Source organism: Terrimicrobium sacchariphilum, from assembly GCF_001613545.1.
Classification (GTDB): Bacteria; Verrucomicrobiota; Verrucomicrobiia; order Chthoniobacterales; family Terrimicrobiaceae; genus Terrimicrobium; species Terrimicrobium sacchariphilum.
On the sequence record NZ_BDCO01000002.1, the window covers coordinates 3,295,375 to 3,311,492 of the forward strand.

Consider the following 16,118-nt stretch of genomic DNA (forward strand, 5'->3'; position numbering starts at 1 on the left):
CAATGCAGCAGCACCCACATCACGATCCTGACACCATCGAGTTGCCCACGCCCACAGCGTGGCCGATTGTGTCGGCGTTCGGCCTTACCCTTCTCGTCGCCGGTCTGGTGACAAACCTCCTGGTTTCCGCCGTCGGCTTTCTCGTCGGTCTTCTCGGCACCGTCGGCTGGTTCTCCGATGTCTTCCCTCATCCGAAGCACGAACCCGTGCCGGTGAATCCCGATCGCGCCCGCCCGGCTCCCATCCGCACGCAGGGCCGGGTGGTGCAAATGCTCAAGCAGGGCAACATCCCGCACCGTGCGCATGTCCCCACGGAGTTTCATCCCTATCGCGTTGGCGTTATCGGCGGTCTGGCCGGTGGTCTCGTGATGGCGGTACTCGCCTGTATCTGGGGTGTTGTCTTCGAAAAGAGCCTCTGGTATCCGATCAACCTCATGGCCGCCACAGGCGTGCCGGAGTTGGGGGCTTCCTCGCTCAAGGCCCTGCACGATTTCAGCGCCGCCGGCCTTATCGTTGGCACCATCGCCCACGTGACCCTCTCGATCCTCGTCGGCCTCCTCTACGCGGTGCTCGTCCCGATGTTCCCGCGCAAGAGCGAGTTCGTCCTCGGTGCTCTCGTCGGCCCGCTCCTCTGGACCGCGCTCGTCTGGTCGACCCTCCACTGGGTCTCTCCGATGCTCTCCCAGGGCATCAACTGGCCGTGGTTCGTTTTCTGCCAGATCGCCTTCGGCGCGGTCTGTGGCTGGGTCGTCTTCAAATCCGGAAAAATGGCAACGATGCAATCATGGTCGCTGGCCCAGAAAATGGGCGTGGAAAGCCAACATCGCGACGAGGAGTCCCACTAGTGAAAATCGCCGCCCTTTCCCTAGCCTGTATCTCGGCCATCGCCCTCTCGGGCTGTGACAACGTGCCCGGTCGCCCCAAGAAGGAAGACCGCCGCCCCGAGCCGCATCACGTCACCGACTTCAAGACGCTCTACAGCCAGAACTGCGCCGGTTGCCACGGTAATGGCCAGTCTGTCGGCCCCGTCATCGCGATGAACGACCCGCTCTATCTGTCGATCCTGCCCAAGGAGCAGATGCGCCAGATCGTAACCAACGGCCGCGCCGAGAACGGCATGCCCGCCTTTTCACTGGCCAATGGCGGTTCACTCACCAACGAGCAGATCGGCATCATCGTCGACAACATCTACGCGTGGGCCAAAAACCCGCCGCCAGCCAACGCCCCGGCCTACAGCGCCCCGATCGGCGACGTCGCCCGCGGAGCCGCAGTCTTCGCCGCGAATTGCGCGAGCTGCCACGGTGCGGACGGCAAAGGCCTGAAGGACAAGGCGGGCTCGGTCGTCAACCCGGCCTACCTCGGCCTCGTGTCCGACCAGTATCTCCGCACCATCGCCATCGCTGGCCGCAACGATCTCGGGTGCCCCGATTTCGCCAGCCGCGTCCCCGGCAAGGCAATGACCAGCGAGGAAATCAGCGATGTCGTCGCCTGGCTGGCGTCGCACCGTGAGAATGAATTTGGCCAGAAGCTGGCCCCGGCCCAGCAGTAATCAGTTTTGCACAGGAAATGACCACCGAGACGAATAACGACAAACCCTGCGGGTGTGACCACACGCCGGAGCCGAAGAAGACTTCGCGCCGCGACTTTCTCCTCCTGCTTGGCTTCGGTCTGAACGCCATCGCCGGCGCCATGATCGGCATCCCGCTCATCGGCTACCTGCTTTCCACCTTCTTCAAGAGCTACCCGCTCCAATGGATCTCGCTCGGCCCGGTGACGAAGTTCCCCGAGGGAACCACCCGCCTCGCCAGCTACCTGAACCCCGACCACCGCGAATGGGACGGCCAGACTGCGGAGATCCCCTGCTGGGTGCGCCGCATCCAGGAGAATGACTTCCAGGTCTTCGCCATCAACTGCACCCACCTCGGCTGCCCGGTCCGCTGGTTTGAGGAGTCCAAGCTTTTCATGTGCCCCTGCCACGGCGGCGCCTTCTATGAGAATGGCGAGCACGCCGCAGGCCCGCCGCCCCGCGGCCTCTACGAGTACCCCTTCAAGGTGGAAAACAACGAACTGTTCATCCAGGGCGGCATCCTTCCGACGCTCGCCAATCCCATGGACGACAAGAAGCCCCGGCACTAACACTCGATGAACGGCAAGGCTCTTATCCAGGCTCTGAACGGTGTGTACGAGTGGGTCGACAAGCGACTCCACGTCACGGACCTCTTCAATCACACCGCCGGCCACCCGATCCCGAAAAGCTCCGCGAGCTGGTTCTACGTCTTCGGCAGCGCCACGTTGCTCTGCTTCATGATCCAGCTCCTGACGGGCTGCCTGCTGGCGCTCGTCTACGTGCCCTCGGCCGCCGAGGCCTACACCACGCTGGAGTATCTGACTTTCCGGCAGGAACTTGGCTGGTTCCTCCGCGCCACGCACTACTGGGGGTCCAATTTCATGGTGGGCATCATGCTCATCCACGTCACTCAGGTCTTCCTCTTCGGTGCCTACAAGTACCCGCGTGAGATCACCTGGATGTCCGGCGTGGTCCTCATGCTCCTCACACTCGGCCTCGCCTTCACTGGCCAGGTGATGCGTTTTGACGAGGACGCCTACTGGGGTCTCGGCATCGGCGCCGCCATCGCCGGTCGTTCGCCGATGATTGGCCAGCAGGTGGTGAACTTCATGCTCGGCGGTCCCATCATCGCCAGCGAGACGCTATCGCGCTTCTTCACCCTGCACGTCTTCGTCCTCCCGGGTTCCGTCCTCGCCCTTGTGGCCCTGCACCTCCGCATGGTGCTGACCAAAGGCATTAACGAATACCCGAAGCCCGGCCAGATCGTTCGCAAGGAGACCTACGACAAGGAATACGCCACGATCATCAAGAAGGAGGGCATCCCGTTCTTCCCGCACGGTATCTGGAAGGATCTCGTCGCGGCATCCATCGTTATCGGCGGCATCCTCTTCTGCGTCCTCATGTTCGGTCCCAAGGGGCCGCTCGGTGAGCCAAATCCGACGCAGATCGACACGGTGCCCCGGCCGGACTTCTTCTTCCTCTGGATCTTCGCCATCGCGGCGCTCATGCCGGACTACATGGAGACATTCATGCTCCTCGTGGCTCCGCCGATCATTATCGGGTTGCTCTTCATCCTGCCGTTCATCAACAACACGGGTGAAAAGAGCTGGCGTCGTCGTCCGATCGCGGTCCTCTCCGTTATTCTTATCTACCTCTCGCTCGGCCTCCTCACCTACCTCGGCCAGACCTCTCCCTGGTCTCCCGATATGAAGGCATGGTCGGGTGCGGAAACGCCGCGCGAGTTCGTCGAAGGCCGTTCGCCGCTGGAGCTTCAGGGTCTGGCCGTGCTGCAGAACAAGCAGTGCCGCAATTGCCATGCCATCGACGGCATCGGCGGTCATCGCGGCCCCGATCTCGCCGACGTGGGCACCCGCCTCACGAAGGATCAGCTTGTGCGCCAGATTATTCAGGGTGGCGGCAACATGCCCGCCTACGGTAAGAATCTCTCCCCGTATGAGACCGAAGCCCTTGTTGCCTACATGGTCTCCCTGCATCCCAAGGACGAACTGCCCGCGCGCGACTCGACCATCCCGGCCACTCCCGCGCCGCTGTCCGTCCAGGAAGGCGAACAGCACGAAGCCGTGGGTGCTCACTAGTCCCGGTCATCCCAGCGGCGCGCTAGCGCCGCAACGCCCGGGGCAGTGAATCTGGAGACTGCCATAGCGACGTCGTGGACGTTTCAACCCGTCCCTGCGTTCGGTCTCGCCGCGACCGCCCTCATTTACTTCCTCGGCTGGAATCGTCTCCGCCGTCAGGCCCCGCATCGCTTTACCCCGTACCGGCTGCTGAGTTTCCTTGGCGGCCTGGTCACGATCTACATCGCGCTGGCCTCACCGCTCGACGCCTTTGCGTCGTTCCTGCTCATCTCGCACATGGTGCAGCACCTCCTGCTCACCATGGTCGCCCCGCCATTGATCCTGCTGGGCTTTCCGCAACTCCCGCTGCTCCTCGGCCTGCCGCGCCGCTTTGTCAGCCAGGGTCTGGGGCCCTTTCTGCGATGGCCGGTATTTCATGCCATCGTCGACCGCATCACGCATCCCATCGTCTGCTGGGTGCTCTTTGTCTCGAGCAACGTCATCTGGCACATCCCGCAGTTCTACGACCTCGCACTCCGCCATCGCGGCTGGCACGAGTTTGAGCACTTCTGCTTCCTCGTCACCTCGCTGCTCTTCTGGTGGTACGTGATCCTCCCGTGGCCCAGCCGGTCAAAATATCCTCGCTGGACTGTCATCCCGTACCTGCTCGGCGCGGATCTCCAGAATACAGCCCTCGCCGCCTTCCTGTCCTTCTCCACCAAGGTCATCTACCCGACCTACGAGGCCGCGCCCCGGCTAGGGGGCTTTTCGCCGCTGGAGGACCAGAATGGCGCGGGAGCGATCATGTGGGTCCCCGGGTCCATCGTCTTCCTTTTCCCCGTCGCCTACATCGCCATCCAGTTCCTCTCTCCCAAGCGCCGCCATGCGGAGCCCGCGCCGCCGCCGCGTCCGCCCGCCACCTCGCGCCGTGCCGGGCCGTTTGACCTCCTTCGCGTCCCATATCTCGGGCCGCTCATTCGCTCGCGCTACTTCCGTACGGGCCTGCAAATGACTATGTTTGGCCTCGCGCTCGCCATCATCCTCGACGGCCTGCTCGGCCCCCAGATGAGCCCGATGAACCTCGCGGGCGTGCTGCCGTGGACGCACTGGCGCGCCGCCACCGTCCTCGCCCTCCTCATTGCGGGGAATTTCTTCTGCATGGCATGCCCCTTCACCTTCGTACGCGACCTCGGGAGGAAATTCCTCCCCGCGCGCTTCGTCTGGCCCCGCGCCCTGCGGTCAAAGTGGATCGCCGTCGGCATCCTCGTCGTCTACTTCTGGGCCTACGAGGCCTTTGACCTCTGGGACAATCCCGCCGCCACCTCCGGCGTGTTCATCCTCTATTTCCTCGGCGCGCTCCTCATCGACGGATTTTTCAAGGACGCCAGCTTCTGCAAATACGTCTGCCCGGTCGGCCAGTTCCACTTCGTCCAGTCGCTCGTCTCGCCGCTTCAAGTGCGCGTGCGCCAGCCCGACGTTTGCGCCAGCTGCCGGACGTACGATTGCATCAAGGGTAACGCCACCCAGCGCGGATGCGAGCTGAAGCTCTTCCAGCCGCGCAAGGCCGGGAACATGGACTGCACCTTCTGCCTCGACTGCATCAAGGCCTGCCCGCACGACAACGTCGGCATCCTCGCCACACCCATCGCCACCGATCTTTCGATCGACCTGCCGCGCTCCTCCGTCGGACGCTATGCGAAGCGCCTCGACCTCGCCTCGCTCGTCCTCGTACTCACCTTTGGCGCGTTTGCCAACGCCGCCGGCATGGTCGTGCCCGTGCTGAACTGGCTCGATGCGCTGAACAAGCAGCTCGGCCTCTCCTCCGACCACCTGCCCACCGCCATCCTCGGCATCCTCACCCTCGTCGTCCTCCCCGCCCTGCTCGCCTCGTGGGCGGCGGCCTTAAGCAGGAAACACTTAGGCCTTACCCAGAGAGAAACCTTCTGCCGATTCTCGATGGCTCTTGCCCCGCTCGGATTCGGCATGTGGATCGCGCACTTCACCTTCCACTTCTTCACCGCCGCGCTCACGCCGATACCCGTCATTCACCGCGTCCTGCGCGATCTCGGGCTGGCGGGAGGAGAGGTGCAATGGGCCGTGCCTTCGTGGGCCTTTTACGATCTGCCCGCACTCGAGCTGGCTCTTCTCGGGCTGGGCTTCCTCACCTCGCTCTACATCCTCTGGCGACTCGCCTCCTCGCTCCGGCCCTCGCGCCCCTTCCCAGGGTTCCTGCCATGGGGGCTTATCGCCGTCGCCCTTTACGTCGCCGGGGTCTGGATTATCTTCCAACCGATGCAAATGCGCGGCACCATGATGCACTGATCGATGAGCAAGCCACCATCAACGCCCCGTCTCGTCCTCGCGCTCTGCGTGCTTTGCCTGCTCGCCGTGATCGTGCCGATCCCGGGAGCGCGTGCTGATGGCGGTGTGATCCTCGACCGCAAGGTCGTTGGCCCCTACGACATCACCGTGTTTGCCTCCCCTGCGCCGATTCGTGCCGGACCTGTCGATTTCAGCGTACTCGTCCAAGACCCTGTCACCCGCGCTCCGTACCTCGATGCCGAGGTCGCCATGGCTTGGTCGGCGGAGGCCGACGCCTTCCCCGCCTGGCTGCCACCCTGCTGCAGCATGGGCACGGCCGACAAGGCAGAGGCGACCCGTAACCACTCGGAAAACAAGATGCTCTACTCCGCAATCATCCCCGTGCGTTCCCAGGGAGCCTCCCAGCTCCTTGTGCGTGTGAGCCGAAATGGCGAAACGCACACCATGACGTGCCATCTTGAGGCCGGCCCGCCCCAGCCCCCGGTGCTCGCGTACTGGCCCGTACTGGCGTTCCCGCCCCTGATCATCCTCGGATTTGGAATCCATCAGCGCCTCGTCCGAAAAGGCCGCATTTTACCGAAAGAATAAGACATTCTAATAGACAATGCGCGTGACCACGTAGTATTACGTCCTCATCATGGACGCAGAGATACTCGCCAGGGTCCAGTTTGCCTTCACCGTAGCATTTCACTACATCTATCCCCCGCTAAGCATCGGCTTGGGTATCGTTCTGGTAGTGATGGAGGCCATCTGGCTGAAGACCGGCAATCCCCTCTATCACAACATGGCTCGCTACTGGACGCGCGTCTTTGCTCTGACCTTCGCCATCGGTGTGGCCACTGGTATCGTGATGGAGTTTGAATTCGGCACCAACTGGGCGACCTACTCCCGATTCGTAGGCGATATCTTCGGCAGTGCACTCGCCGCCGAGGGCATCTTTGCCTTTTTCCTCGAGAGCGGCTTTCTGGCCATCCTTCTCTTCGGTTGGAACAAGGTCGGACCCAAGCTTCACTTTTTTGCCACCTGCATGGTTTGCTTTGGCGCGCACTTCAGCGCCATCTGGATTGTCGTGGCCAACTCCTGGATGCAAACCCCCGCCGGATATCACCTCGAGACCACAGTGAACGGCCAGAGCGTGCGCCTCCCGGCCGAGCACATCCTCACCGAGGCCGACCTTGGCAGCGTTCGCGCCGTCATCGACGACTTCTGGGCCATGGTCTTCAATCCCTCCTCCGTCGATCGCCTCATCCACGTCGTCCTCGGCGCCTGGATGGCCGGAGCCTTCCTCGTCATCAGCATCAGCGCGTTTTACCTGCTCCGCAAACGTCATCTCGACTTTGCCAAGGCCTCGATGAAGGTCGGGCTCGCCGTCGGCACCGTCGCCACCCTCCTCCAGATGGTCAGCGGTGACTTCACCGCCAAGGGCGTCCTCAAGAACCAGCCCGCCAAGTTCGCCGCCCTCGAGGGCGTCTACCAAACCGAGGCCCGCGCCCCGATGACCGTCATCGGCTGGGTCGATCCGGTCAACGAAACCGTCCAGGGCCTGAAGATTCCCGGCCTCCTCAGCTTCCTTAGCTACGAGGATGTGAATGCCACCGTCACCGGCCTGCACAACATCCCAAGCGACGATTTTCTAAAGGCACGGTATCCGAATGCCTCCCCCGAGGAGATCAGCAAGATCCGACGCTCCTACTGGCCTCCGGTACCCGCGACCTTCCAGTTTTATCACATCATGATCAGCATCGGCGTCGCCTTGCTGGTGATCGTGATCATTGCGCTATTTCTGCTCTGGAGCGGACGTCTCTTCAAGACGGACAGCAAGCTCACCCGGGCGTTCCTCTGGGTGCTTGTCTTCAGCGTGCTCGGCCCCCAGATCGCCAACCAAGCCGGTTGGTTCACCGCCGAGCTCGGCCGCCAGCCATGGATCGTGTATGAACTGCTCAAAACCTCCGAGGCACTGTCCAAGGTGGTGACAGCAAATCACATTCTGGCCTCGCTCATCATGTTTGCCTTTGTCTACCTGCTGCTCTTCCTCGTCTTCATCTTCCTGCTGACGCGCAAGATCCAGCATGGCCCGGATCATCTCGAGGAGGATCTCGAGATGCCCGACAGCTGGAAGGCCATCATCCGCACCAAGGAGGCGAGGGCTTAACACTATGGACCTGAACATCGTCTGGTACATCCTCGTCGGAGTCTTGCTCACGGGTTACGCCGTGCTCGACGGCTTCGATCTCGGCGTCGGCACGCTCCATCTCTTTGTCAAAAAGGACGAGCATCGCCGCCTCCTCCTGAACTCCATCGGTCCCGTGTGGGACGGCAACGAGGTGTGGCTCGTCACCGGCGGCGGCGCGCTCTTTGCCGCCTTCCCCGAGGCTTACGCGACGGTCTTCTCCGGCCTGTACCTCGCCTTCATGCTCCTGCTCTGCGCGCTCATCTTCCGCGCGGTCGCGATCGAGTTTCGCAGCAAGGAGCCGTGGGGCTGGTGGCGCAAGCTGTGGGACACCGCCTTCTCGCTCGGCAGCTTTGTCTCCGCCCTTCTCATCGGCGTGGCCATGGGCAACATGGTCATCGGCCTCCCACTTACGGCGGACCACGAATACGCCGGCACCTTCCTCAGCCTCCTCAATCCCTACGCCCTCGTCGTCGGGATCACCACCGTGCTCCTCTTTGTCATGCACGGCGCGATCTACCTCGCGATGAAAAATGACGGCGAGTTGCACGACATCATCGTCGGCTGGATTCCCCGCCTCATCGGCTTCTTCATCACCGCCTACGTGGTGCTCAACATGCTCACGCTCGTCTACGTGCCGCATGTGCTGAAGACCGTGCAGTCCCGCCCCTGGATCCTCGCCATCGTGCTCTTCGGAGTGCTCATTGTGATGAACATCCCGCGCGAGATTCACAAGGGCCGCCGCTTCAATGCCTTCCTCTCCTCCTGCTTCGGCATGATCGCGATGATGGCCACCTTCGGCGCGACCTCGTTCCCGTACATGGTGTACTCCAATCCCAACCCGGAAAACAGCCTCACCATCTACAACGCCGCATCGACCGACAAGACCCTCGGCATCATGCTCATCATCGCCCTCATCGGCGTGCCGATTGTGCTGGCCTACACCGCCTGCATCTACTGGATCTTCCGCGGCAAGACCCGCCTTACCGGTCACAGCTACTAGGCTGGAAGATCATTTCCCAGTCGGCGGCTCTGGCAGCAAATGCCTGGGCCGCCGCTTTTTTTTAATCCCGGGCCGACAGCGCGCTGACGCGGAAGTGGAATCCGAAGACGGACAGCGTGATCGCGTGGGGCAGGAGTTCCGGACGATTGACGACCGTCCACACCATCAGCCGCCAGAAATGCACACGCTCCTGGCCGAGAATCCCCAGCGAATAAAACGCGCGAAAGGCGGCGGCTATATGCCGCGACTCAAGTCGCTCGCGAATTTCTGGAGCCCGGTATTCCTGCAGGAAGGTGGTGACGCGGCGGTAATAATTTCCCGGTGAGTAAATCGTCTCCACGATCCGGCGGTAACCGTCGCGGAGCGTAGGCCAGTCCATCGTGGTCCGGATGTTCGTCGTACCGTCTCCATTGTCGCCCGTGATCTCGCCGATGAGGCGCTCGGACTCCTGCAGCCGCTTGTACAGCCGCGTCCCCGGGATGGCCTGCAACAGCCCGACCATGGCCACGACGATGCCGCTCTTTTGGATAAAATCGATCTGGCGCTGAAAGATCGTGGGCGTGTCGTTGTCGAAGCCCACGATGAAGCCCGCCTGCACCTCCAGCCCGGCGCGCTGGATGCGCTTCACGTCGCTGATCAGGTCGCGGCTCGTGTTCTGCTTTTTATTGCACTCCTCCAGCGCCTCCGGATTCGGCGTCTCGATGCCGATGAAGACAGACTCAAAGCCCGCCTGCCGCATCTTTTCCATCAGCGGCACGTCGTCGGCGATATTGATGGAGGCCTCGGTGTAAAACGGCATTCCGCCGCCATTCTTCTGCCATTCGATCAAGGCGGGCAGCAGTTCGCGGGAAAGCCGGCTCTTGTTGCCGATGAGGTTGTCGTCGACGAAGAAGACCTTGCCCCGCCAGCCGAGGTCGCGCAGGAGGTTCAGTTCCTCGATCACCTGCTCGGGCGACTTCGTGCGCGGTCGATGCCCGAAGAGCGCCGTAACATTGCAAAACTCGCATTGAAAGGGACACCCGCGCGAGTATTGCAGGCTCATCGAGGCGTATTTCCTCAGGTCCGCGAGTTCCCACATCGGAACCGGCGTCGTGCGAATGTCGGCAAACTCCCCGTTCGCACTGTAAAGCCGCTGCGGCGTGCCGTTTTCCAGATCGGCCAGGAAACGCGGCAGCGTGATCTCCGCCTCGTCGAGAATGAGATGATCCACCTCGGGAAAGCTCTCCGCCTCGGTGCTGAACAACGGACCGCCCGCCACGACCTTCAGCCCCGCCGCCTTGCACCGGGCGATCAACTGGCGCGCGGAACTCCGCTGCACCGTCATCCCGCTGATCAGCGCGTAATCCGCCCAGTCCAGATCGGAATCCCGCAGATCCGCCACATTCATATCGATCATCCGCTTGCGCCAGTGGGCTGGAAGCAGGGAAGCCACCGTCAGGAGGCCGAGAGGAGGAAACGCTGACTTCCTCGAGACAAATTTCAACGCATGGCGAAAACTCCAGAACGTGTCCGGGATTTCAGGATAAAGGAGAAGGACGTTAGGCATCGTAAAATGCCCTTTGGCATCGTCGGTCCATTTTAGAAATGGCTGCAAACGACGCAAAGAAATTCCCCGGAGGCCGTGTATCCGCGGCCGGGCGAAACGACTGCCGGGCCTGTATTTTCCAGCCTTCCCGGAGCAGCGACCTTATCGTCCGTAAAGGAGTCTGATTCCCGCCGTTCGCAAAAAATGCCCTCCGGAATTTATTATGCTCTTCTCGCAAAAACACGCTCCTTCATTGCCGCCGATGGCGAAAAAAGCATAATGACGCCGATGAGCAGCCGAGGAATGTTTTTTCAAGCTCCTTGGGGCCGCATGCTGGTCGTGCTGTCCATCGTCTGCACTGCCGTCACGCTGAGCCTCGCCCTGCTCCTGGCCACGGGGGGACTCGCCCGGCAGCCGATTCTTTCCCTCATCCTGGTGGCTTTCACCCTCGGCTGCATTCCCTTCGCCGTACGCGGCTACACCATCGAGGGGACCACGCTTTTCATCCACCGCATCGGGTGGAAGACTCGCATCCCGCTTGATGACCTGCAATCCGCTGTCGCCGACTCGTCCCTCATCGCCGACAGCTACCGCCTGTTTGGCAATGGCGGATTTTATTCCTTCACCGGCACGTTCAGTTCACCCAAGCTCGGCCGTTACCGCGCCTACTTCACCGATAGCCGCAAAGCCGTCGTATTGACCTTTCCCAAACGCAAGATCGTCGTCTCTCCCGACCGCCCCGGCGAATTCGCCGCCAAGCTGGGCCTGGTGATTCAGAACGCCTGACTCCGGCTTCGCCATACTGCTCCCCGCCGAGAGTTTCATTTCGCCCTCTGGGGCGGCTGGCAGTTGTTCACTTATATAATGTTCCTTCTGACGGTCTCGGCACTCGTAGTTCGCTCTTTCCGATTCGACGGCTACAATATTACCGTTCTCATTCTCATCCCCATGGTTCTTGCTTCGGTGCTTTCCATCATCTGGGGATACTCAATTAAAGATGGCATCCTGATCATTCATCGTCTCGCCTGGAAGACTCGCATTCCCCTGGCTGGTCTGGTCGCGTTTTGGCGCGATCCGTCTCTCACCAGCAAAGATATACCAAGTTGGACAAACACCCCCTATTGCAGCGCAACTGTGTTCTCCCGGCGCCCTTCCTGCCCAAAGCTCGGAAAATACGACGCCTTTCTCAATGGCCACAAAAACGCCATCGTATTAGCATTCCCCTCACGCAGGATCGTGATTTCGCCCAGCAATCCCGAGGCATTCGCCGCCGCACTCCAGCAGACCGTCCCGACCGCATCATGAGCGTCCCGTTGCGCATCGTCCTGGCCCTTCTGGCGATCTGCCTCGCGACATGGGGCGTCTTGGCCGAAGAGCCCCCTGCGAACCAGCCCCGCATCGTGATCCGTGTCGAGCAGAGCAAGGACCTGATTTTCAGGATTAACGGACTCGCCAGAACAGAGAAGGAAACAAAAGACTGGCTGGCGAAAATCTCCGCCACCGCCGGCCGTCAGGATCCGATCATCATATTCGCCGAACTCTCTCAGTCTCCGGAGCCCGCGAAGATGATCTACAGGTTTGCCCAAGAGCACTTTGATCGCGCCGGTCTGGTCGTTTTCGACGAGTCCCGCCAAGAATATGTCGTCATCACGGAAAACGGCGACGACTTCCGCGAGTGGATTCGCCGTCACGTGCGTCTTCCGAAAATCTCTCCGGCCCAGCAAACCACCACGACGGTCTCCGAGCCGAGGCAGCCCTTCGCGCCCGATTCCACAGGCCCCGTCCAGCAGCAAATCCAGCAGTTTGATTCGCTGGAAAAAGGGCGGCTTCCCGGCAGCCCCTAGCCAGCCGGCCCAGCCACCTGCGAGGCCGCTCGTCCCTGCGCCCCTGAGAGCGGCGTCGAAATGGTGGATACGTCTCCTCAGGCCTGCGGAGGCAGGGCGGGAGGGAGCGAGGGCTTGTATTCGAGATTGTTGATGAGGCCGCTGTTCAGGCGGTAGCACCAGGCGTGAATGCTCAGCTTCTGGCCACGCCGGAGGGCATTTTGCACGATGGTGGTTTCCTCCACGTGACGCGCCTGGTCGATGGCGTTCAGCTCACAGAGCATGTCCTCCTTTTCAATCTGGTCGAGTCCAGTGAAGCGTTCGGGCTGACGGCGGTATATCGAGCGCACGTGGCGGAGCCAGTTGTCGATGAGGCCAAACTCCTGGTCCAGCAGGGCCGCGCGCACGCCACCGCAGCCGTAGTGACCGACGACCATCACATGCTCGACCTTGAGCACGTCGACGGCGTACTGGAGCACGGAGAGGCAGTTGAAATCGGTGTGGTTGACGAGGTTCGCCACGTTGCGATGCACAAAAACCTCGCCCGGCTTGAGTCCGAGAATTTCATTGGCCGGCACGCGGCTGTCGGAACACCCGATCCACAAATACTTCGGGTTTTGCACGTCGACCAGTTTGGAGAAGAAATCCGGCTCCTCCTCGATCATCTGAGCTGCCCAACGACGATTCTGTTCAAAGAGAATTTCGATGCTCATGCGCGGCAGTAACTAGTCGGCTTTTCGCCAAACGTCCCGCATTTTTTCACCGGAAAGCCCCGCCTCAGGGAATCTCCCTACTTTCTAGCGATGACGTCGCGGTACATCTCCTCGATGGCAGCAACCTGCCGGGCGGCGGAAAATCGCTCATGAATCGTCTGCGAGGCGTGCCGGGAAAGCTCTTCGTACAGCACGGGATCGTCGGCGACACGCAACATTGCCTTCGCCAGTGCTGCATGGTCCCGCTCCTCGACGAGCAGTCCTTCGCGACCCTCGGTGACAACCTCCGGGATACCCCCGTGGTGCGTGGCAAAAACCGGCAGCCCGATCGCCATCGCCTCCAGCATAGCATTGGGCACGCCCTCGACATCGCCTCCCGCCGTTTCGCTGGGCTGGAGAAAAAAGTGCGACCCGGCGAAAAGCCCGTGCAGCGACTCCTGATCGAGGAACCCGGCAAACTCGACGCGATCCTCAATATTCAGTTCGCTGGCAAGAGCGCGAAGCTCGTTTTCCAGTGGCCCCTCTCCCGCAATGGTCAGGGTGGAAAAGGGATGCACGCGCGTAAACTCGGCAAAAGCCCGCAGCGTGGTGGGAATGCCCTTTTTGCGCACCAGCCTCGCCGCCTGCACCAGCCGCCACGTACCGTCGGCCGGCGGATGCGGCCGCACGATCCCGGCGAATTCCGGCACGATCGTGCGCATGATGCGCAGCTTGTCCTGCGGGCAGCCGAGCTTGTGCACGGCGCGGGCGAGTTGCTCGCTCCGGCAGGGCACGAAGGCCGCCCGATCGAAAATCTCCACCAGCGTATCCGTATACTCCGGGGAGGCCATCGAGCCCGCCACGTCCGAACCATGGAAGGAAACGACGAAGGGGATCTTCAGCTTGCGAAAGAGCGGCAGCATGTGCACGGCCACATTGCCAAAGAACACGTGAAGCAACTCACAGTCGTGCCGATCAAGAGCCGCGCAAAAGGCCTGCACCTCGCCGGGCGATATCTGCCATGGACGCCCCGTGCGCTTTTCAAAAAACCTCCCGAGAAAACGGAACGACGAGCGCGGGATCACCTCGACCGTCTCGGCCACCCAGTCGCCTTCCAGCTTTTGAGTGAGCACGATGGGGCGAAATTCCCGCAAACCGGTGACGTGCCGGTAGATGTGCAGCATCTCCGGCTTCAGGAAAGTCGCGCAAAAGAGCCCGACTCCCGGCCGTTTACCACTCGACACCGGCAACGACCACACCCGTGGAATGATAGGGCGTGCCCGGTCCGAAGTCCTTGGAAACGAACTTCTGGCCCGATCCGTACTTCGCCGGAGCAGCCGGATTGATCATCTGCCAGGGCTTCTTGTTGTTGAAAATATCGGCCACGATGCCCTCGATCGACGGACCCTGCTGGATCACGATGGTCTGGGTCTGGTATCGGGCATCCCGGGGCTTCTCCGCGGAAAAGTCCTGGGCCACCAGCGGCGCAAGGGAGGCCGCCAGGAACAGCGATGTGAGAATCTTGCGCATATTTTTACTCTAGTATCGTATTCCGTACCCGGCAAGACCGCATAATCCCGAGCAGCCCATCGGTGAGATCCCGCACATAAAGACCCAATCGGAACAGAAGGAAGCAAAGGAAACAAAGGGGGAGGGCAGAAGAAGTTTTTACAGAAGGTCGCAAAGGACACAAAGGACCGCTGCTTTCGCCGCCTTTTTGGCTCGGACCGCCTGTCTCCGGCCGTCGCGGAAAACGGAAATGCCAACGGAAACGTCTTTCCTCCGTCGCCCATCCCGTAAACAGTGCCGCTTCACCCGGGCGCAACGCCCACCTTTGCGTTCTTTGCGTCCTTCTGTTGATTGCGTTTTTGTCTCCCCCTTCGTTTCCTTTGCTTCCTTCTGTTCCGATCTGCCTTGGGGTTCTCCCCTTGAATCGTCCGCCCGGAAACTCCACAATGCGGCATGGATCATCTCGTCCGTGCTCGAAAAGTCGTAGAGATCGAGCTCGCAGAAATACAGGCCATGGCCGACCGCCTGAACGGCAGCTTCAATGAGGCCGTGGAACTCGTGCGCGCCGCCGCCGACAGCCGCCACAAGGTCGTCGTCGTGGGCGTGGGCAAGAGCGGCCACATCGGGGAGAAAATCGCCGCCACCCTCACCAGCACCGGCACCCCGGCCGTCGTGCTGAACTCCCTCAATGCCCTCCATGGCGACCTCGGTGTCGTCAGCGATGGCGACATCATCATCGCCCTGAGCTACAGCGGCGAGACCGACGAACTTCTCAATATCCTCCCCGCCCTGGCCCGCTTCGACGTGAAGCTCATCGCCATCACCGGAGGCCTGTCCTCGACGCTCGCCAAAGCGGCTGATTGCGTGCTCGACGCCCAGGTTTCCCAGGAGGCATGCCCGCTCAATCTCGCCCCCACCTCCAGCACCACCGCGATGCTCGTACTCGGCGACGCCCTCGCCATGGCGCTGCTCGAGGCCCGGGGCTTTGACAAGGAGGATTTCGCCCGCTTCCATCCCGGTGGGTCCCTCGGTCGCTCGCTCCTGCTCAAGGTGCGCCAGATCATGCGCGACGCCGACCAGCTCGCTGTCGTCTCGCTCGACACCCCTGTCATCGAGGTGATCAAGGTGATGAACTCCCGCCGCACCGGCGCCGCCGTCATCGCCGACGAGGCAGGCATCCTCCTCGGCATCTTCACCCACGGGGATTTCGCCCGGCATTTCTCCAACCACCCCGACATCGGAAGCCGACCTGTGGGCGATTACATGACCCGACGGCCCATCACCATCGGGGCCGACCGCCTCGCCGCCGAGGTGCTCAACATCCTGCAAAAGCACAAGATCGACGACCTCGTGGTGGTCGACGGCGCCGGACGCGCCATCGGGCTCGTCGATTCCCAGGACCTATCCCGCTTGAAAATCCTCTAGCCAGCCC

At 61.7% G+C, this 16,118-nt stretch carries 16 protein-coding genes; 12 read left to right on the plus strand and 4 right to left on the minus strand.

Annotated elements, in window-relative coordinates; translation table 11 throughout:
- Nucleotides 1-2 precede the first annotated feature (2 nt).
- The 8 genes from TSACC_RS15455 to cydB are packed head-to-tail and all read left to right on the plus strand — an operon-like array spanning nt 3 to nt 9,137.
- The gene (locus tag TSACC_RS15455; protein ID WP_075080132.1) at nt 3-845 is read left to right on the plus strand and encodes a hypothetical protein; all 843 of its coding nucleotides are present in this window, start codon (nt 3-5) and stop codon (nt 843-845) included.
- On the plus strand, nt 845-1,549 hold the full coding sequence (locus TSACC_RS15460) for a c-type cytochrome (protein ID WP_075080133.1): 705 nt from the start codon (nt 845-847) through the stop codon (nt 1,547-1,549). Before TSACC_RS15455 ends, TSACC_RS15460 begins: the two co-directional genes overlap by 1 nt.
- Nucleotides 1,550-1,566: 17 nt before the next feature.
- Entirely contained in the window at nt 1,567-2,136 is a 570-nt protein-coding gene (locus tag TSACC_RS15465) for a QcrA and Rieske domain-containing protein (protein ID WP_075080134.1), read from the plus strand.
- A gap of 6 nt (nt 2,137-2,142) precedes the next feature.
- Nucleotides 2,143-3,663, plus strand: coding sequence for a cytochrome b N-terminal domain-containing protein (locus TSACC_RS15470; RefSeq protein ID WP_075080135.1), 1,521 nt, complete (start codon nt 2,143-2,145; stop codon nt 3,661-3,663).
- A gap of 45 nt (nt 3,664-3,708) precedes the next feature.
- Nucleotides 3,709-5,964 (plus strand): cytochrome c oxidase assembly protein, encoded by a 2,256-nt coding sequence (locus TSACC_RS15475; protein WP_075080136.1) that lies wholly within the window; start codon nt 3,709-3,711, stop codon nt 5,962-5,964.
- Between the two features lie 3 nt (nt 5,965-5,967).
- Nucleotides 5,968-6,552 (plus strand): hypothetical protein, encoded by a 585-nt coding sequence (locus TSACC_RS15480; protein ID WP_075080137.1) that lies wholly within the window; start codon nt 5,968-5,970, stop codon nt 6,550-6,552.
- A gap of 49 nt (nt 6,553-6,601) precedes the next feature.
- Nucleotides 6,602-8,116 carry a cytochrome ubiquinol oxidase subunit I gene (locus TSACC_RS15485; protein ID WP_075080138.1) on the plus strand — a complete coding sequence of 505 codons (1,515 nt, stop codon included), beginning with the start codon at nt 6,602-6,604 and terminating at the stop codon, nt 8,114-8,116.
- Nucleotides 8,117-8,120: 4 nt separating this feature from the next.
- Nucleotides 8,121-9,137: a cytochrome d ubiquinol oxidase subunit II gene (cydB, locus tag TSACC_RS15490; RefSeq protein ID WP_075080139.1), complete on the plus strand. Its 1,017-nt coding sequence runs from the start codon at nt 8,121-8,123 to the stop codon at nt 9,135-9,137.
- A 61-nt stretch (nt 9,138-9,198) separates the two neighbouring features.
- On the opposite strand, the gene TSACC_RS15495 is transcribed toward cydB, so the two are convergent.
- The gene (locus TSACC_RS15495; protein WP_075080777.1) at nt 9,199-10,683 is read right to left on the minus strand and encodes a B12-binding domain-containing radical SAM protein; all 1,485 of its coding nucleotides are present in this window, start codon (nt 10,681-10,683) and stop codon (nt 9,199-9,201) included.
- A 267-nt stretch (nt 10,684-10,950) separates the two neighbouring features.
- On the opposite strand from TSACC_RS15495, the gene TSACC_RS15500 reads away from it, so the two are divergent.
- The 3 genes from TSACC_RS15500 (at nt 10,951) to TSACC_RS15510 (ending at nt 12,506) form a co-directional block, all read left to right on the plus strand.
- A complete protein-coding gene (locus TSACC_RS15500; RefSeq protein WP_075080778.1) occupies nt 10,951-11,448 on the plus strand; it encodes a PH domain-containing protein in 498 nt (165 codons plus the stop codon).
- Nucleotides 11,449-11,526: 78 nt separating this feature from the next.
- The gene (locus TSACC_RS15505) at nt 11,527-11,967 is read left to right on the plus strand and encodes a PH domain-containing protein (protein ID WP_075080140.1); all 441 of its coding nucleotides are present in this window, start codon (nt 11,527-11,529) and stop codon (nt 11,965-11,967) included.
- Nucleotides 11,964-12,506 (plus strand): hypothetical protein, encoded by a 543-nt coding sequence (locus TSACC_RS15510; protein WP_075080141.1) that lies wholly within the window; start codon nt 11,964-11,966, stop codon nt 12,504-12,506. Before TSACC_RS15505 ends, TSACC_RS15510 begins: the two co-directional genes overlap by 4 nt.
- A 77-nt stretch (nt 12,507-12,583) precedes the next feature.
- Here the strand turns inward: TSACC_RS15510 and can are convergent, their stop codons facing one another.
- From can to TSACC_RS15525, 3 genes are all read right to left on the minus strand, one after another.
- Entirely contained in the window at nt 12,584-13,198 is a 615-nt protein-coding gene (gene can / locus TSACC_RS15515) for a carbonate dehydratase (protein ID WP_075080142.1), read from the minus strand.
- Nucleotides 13,199-13,275: 77 nt separating this feature from the next.
- Nucleotides 13,276-14,361: a glycosyltransferase gene (locus TSACC_RS15520; protein ID WP_084400525.1), complete on the minus strand. Its 1,086-nt coding sequence runs from the start codon at nt 14,359-14,361 to the stop codon at nt 13,276-13,278.
- 46 nt (nt 14,362-14,407) lie between these two features.
- Nucleotides 14,408-14,707: a hypothetical protein gene (locus TSACC_RS15525; RefSeq protein WP_075080144.1), complete on the minus strand. Its 300-nt coding sequence runs from the start codon at nt 14,705-14,707 to the stop codon at nt 14,408-14,410.
- Nucleotides 14,708-15,139: 432 nt separating this feature from the next.
- Here TSACC_RS15525 and TSACC_RS15530 point away from each other — a divergent pair, with 432 nt between their 5' ends.
- Nucleotides 15,140-16,111, plus strand: a complete 972-nt coding sequence (locus tag TSACC_RS15530) for a KpsF/GutQ family sugar-phosphate isomerase (protein WP_075080145.1) — start codon at nt 15,140-15,142, stop codon at nt 16,109-16,111.
- The last annotated feature ends 7 nt before the right edge of the window (nt 16,112-16,118 follow it).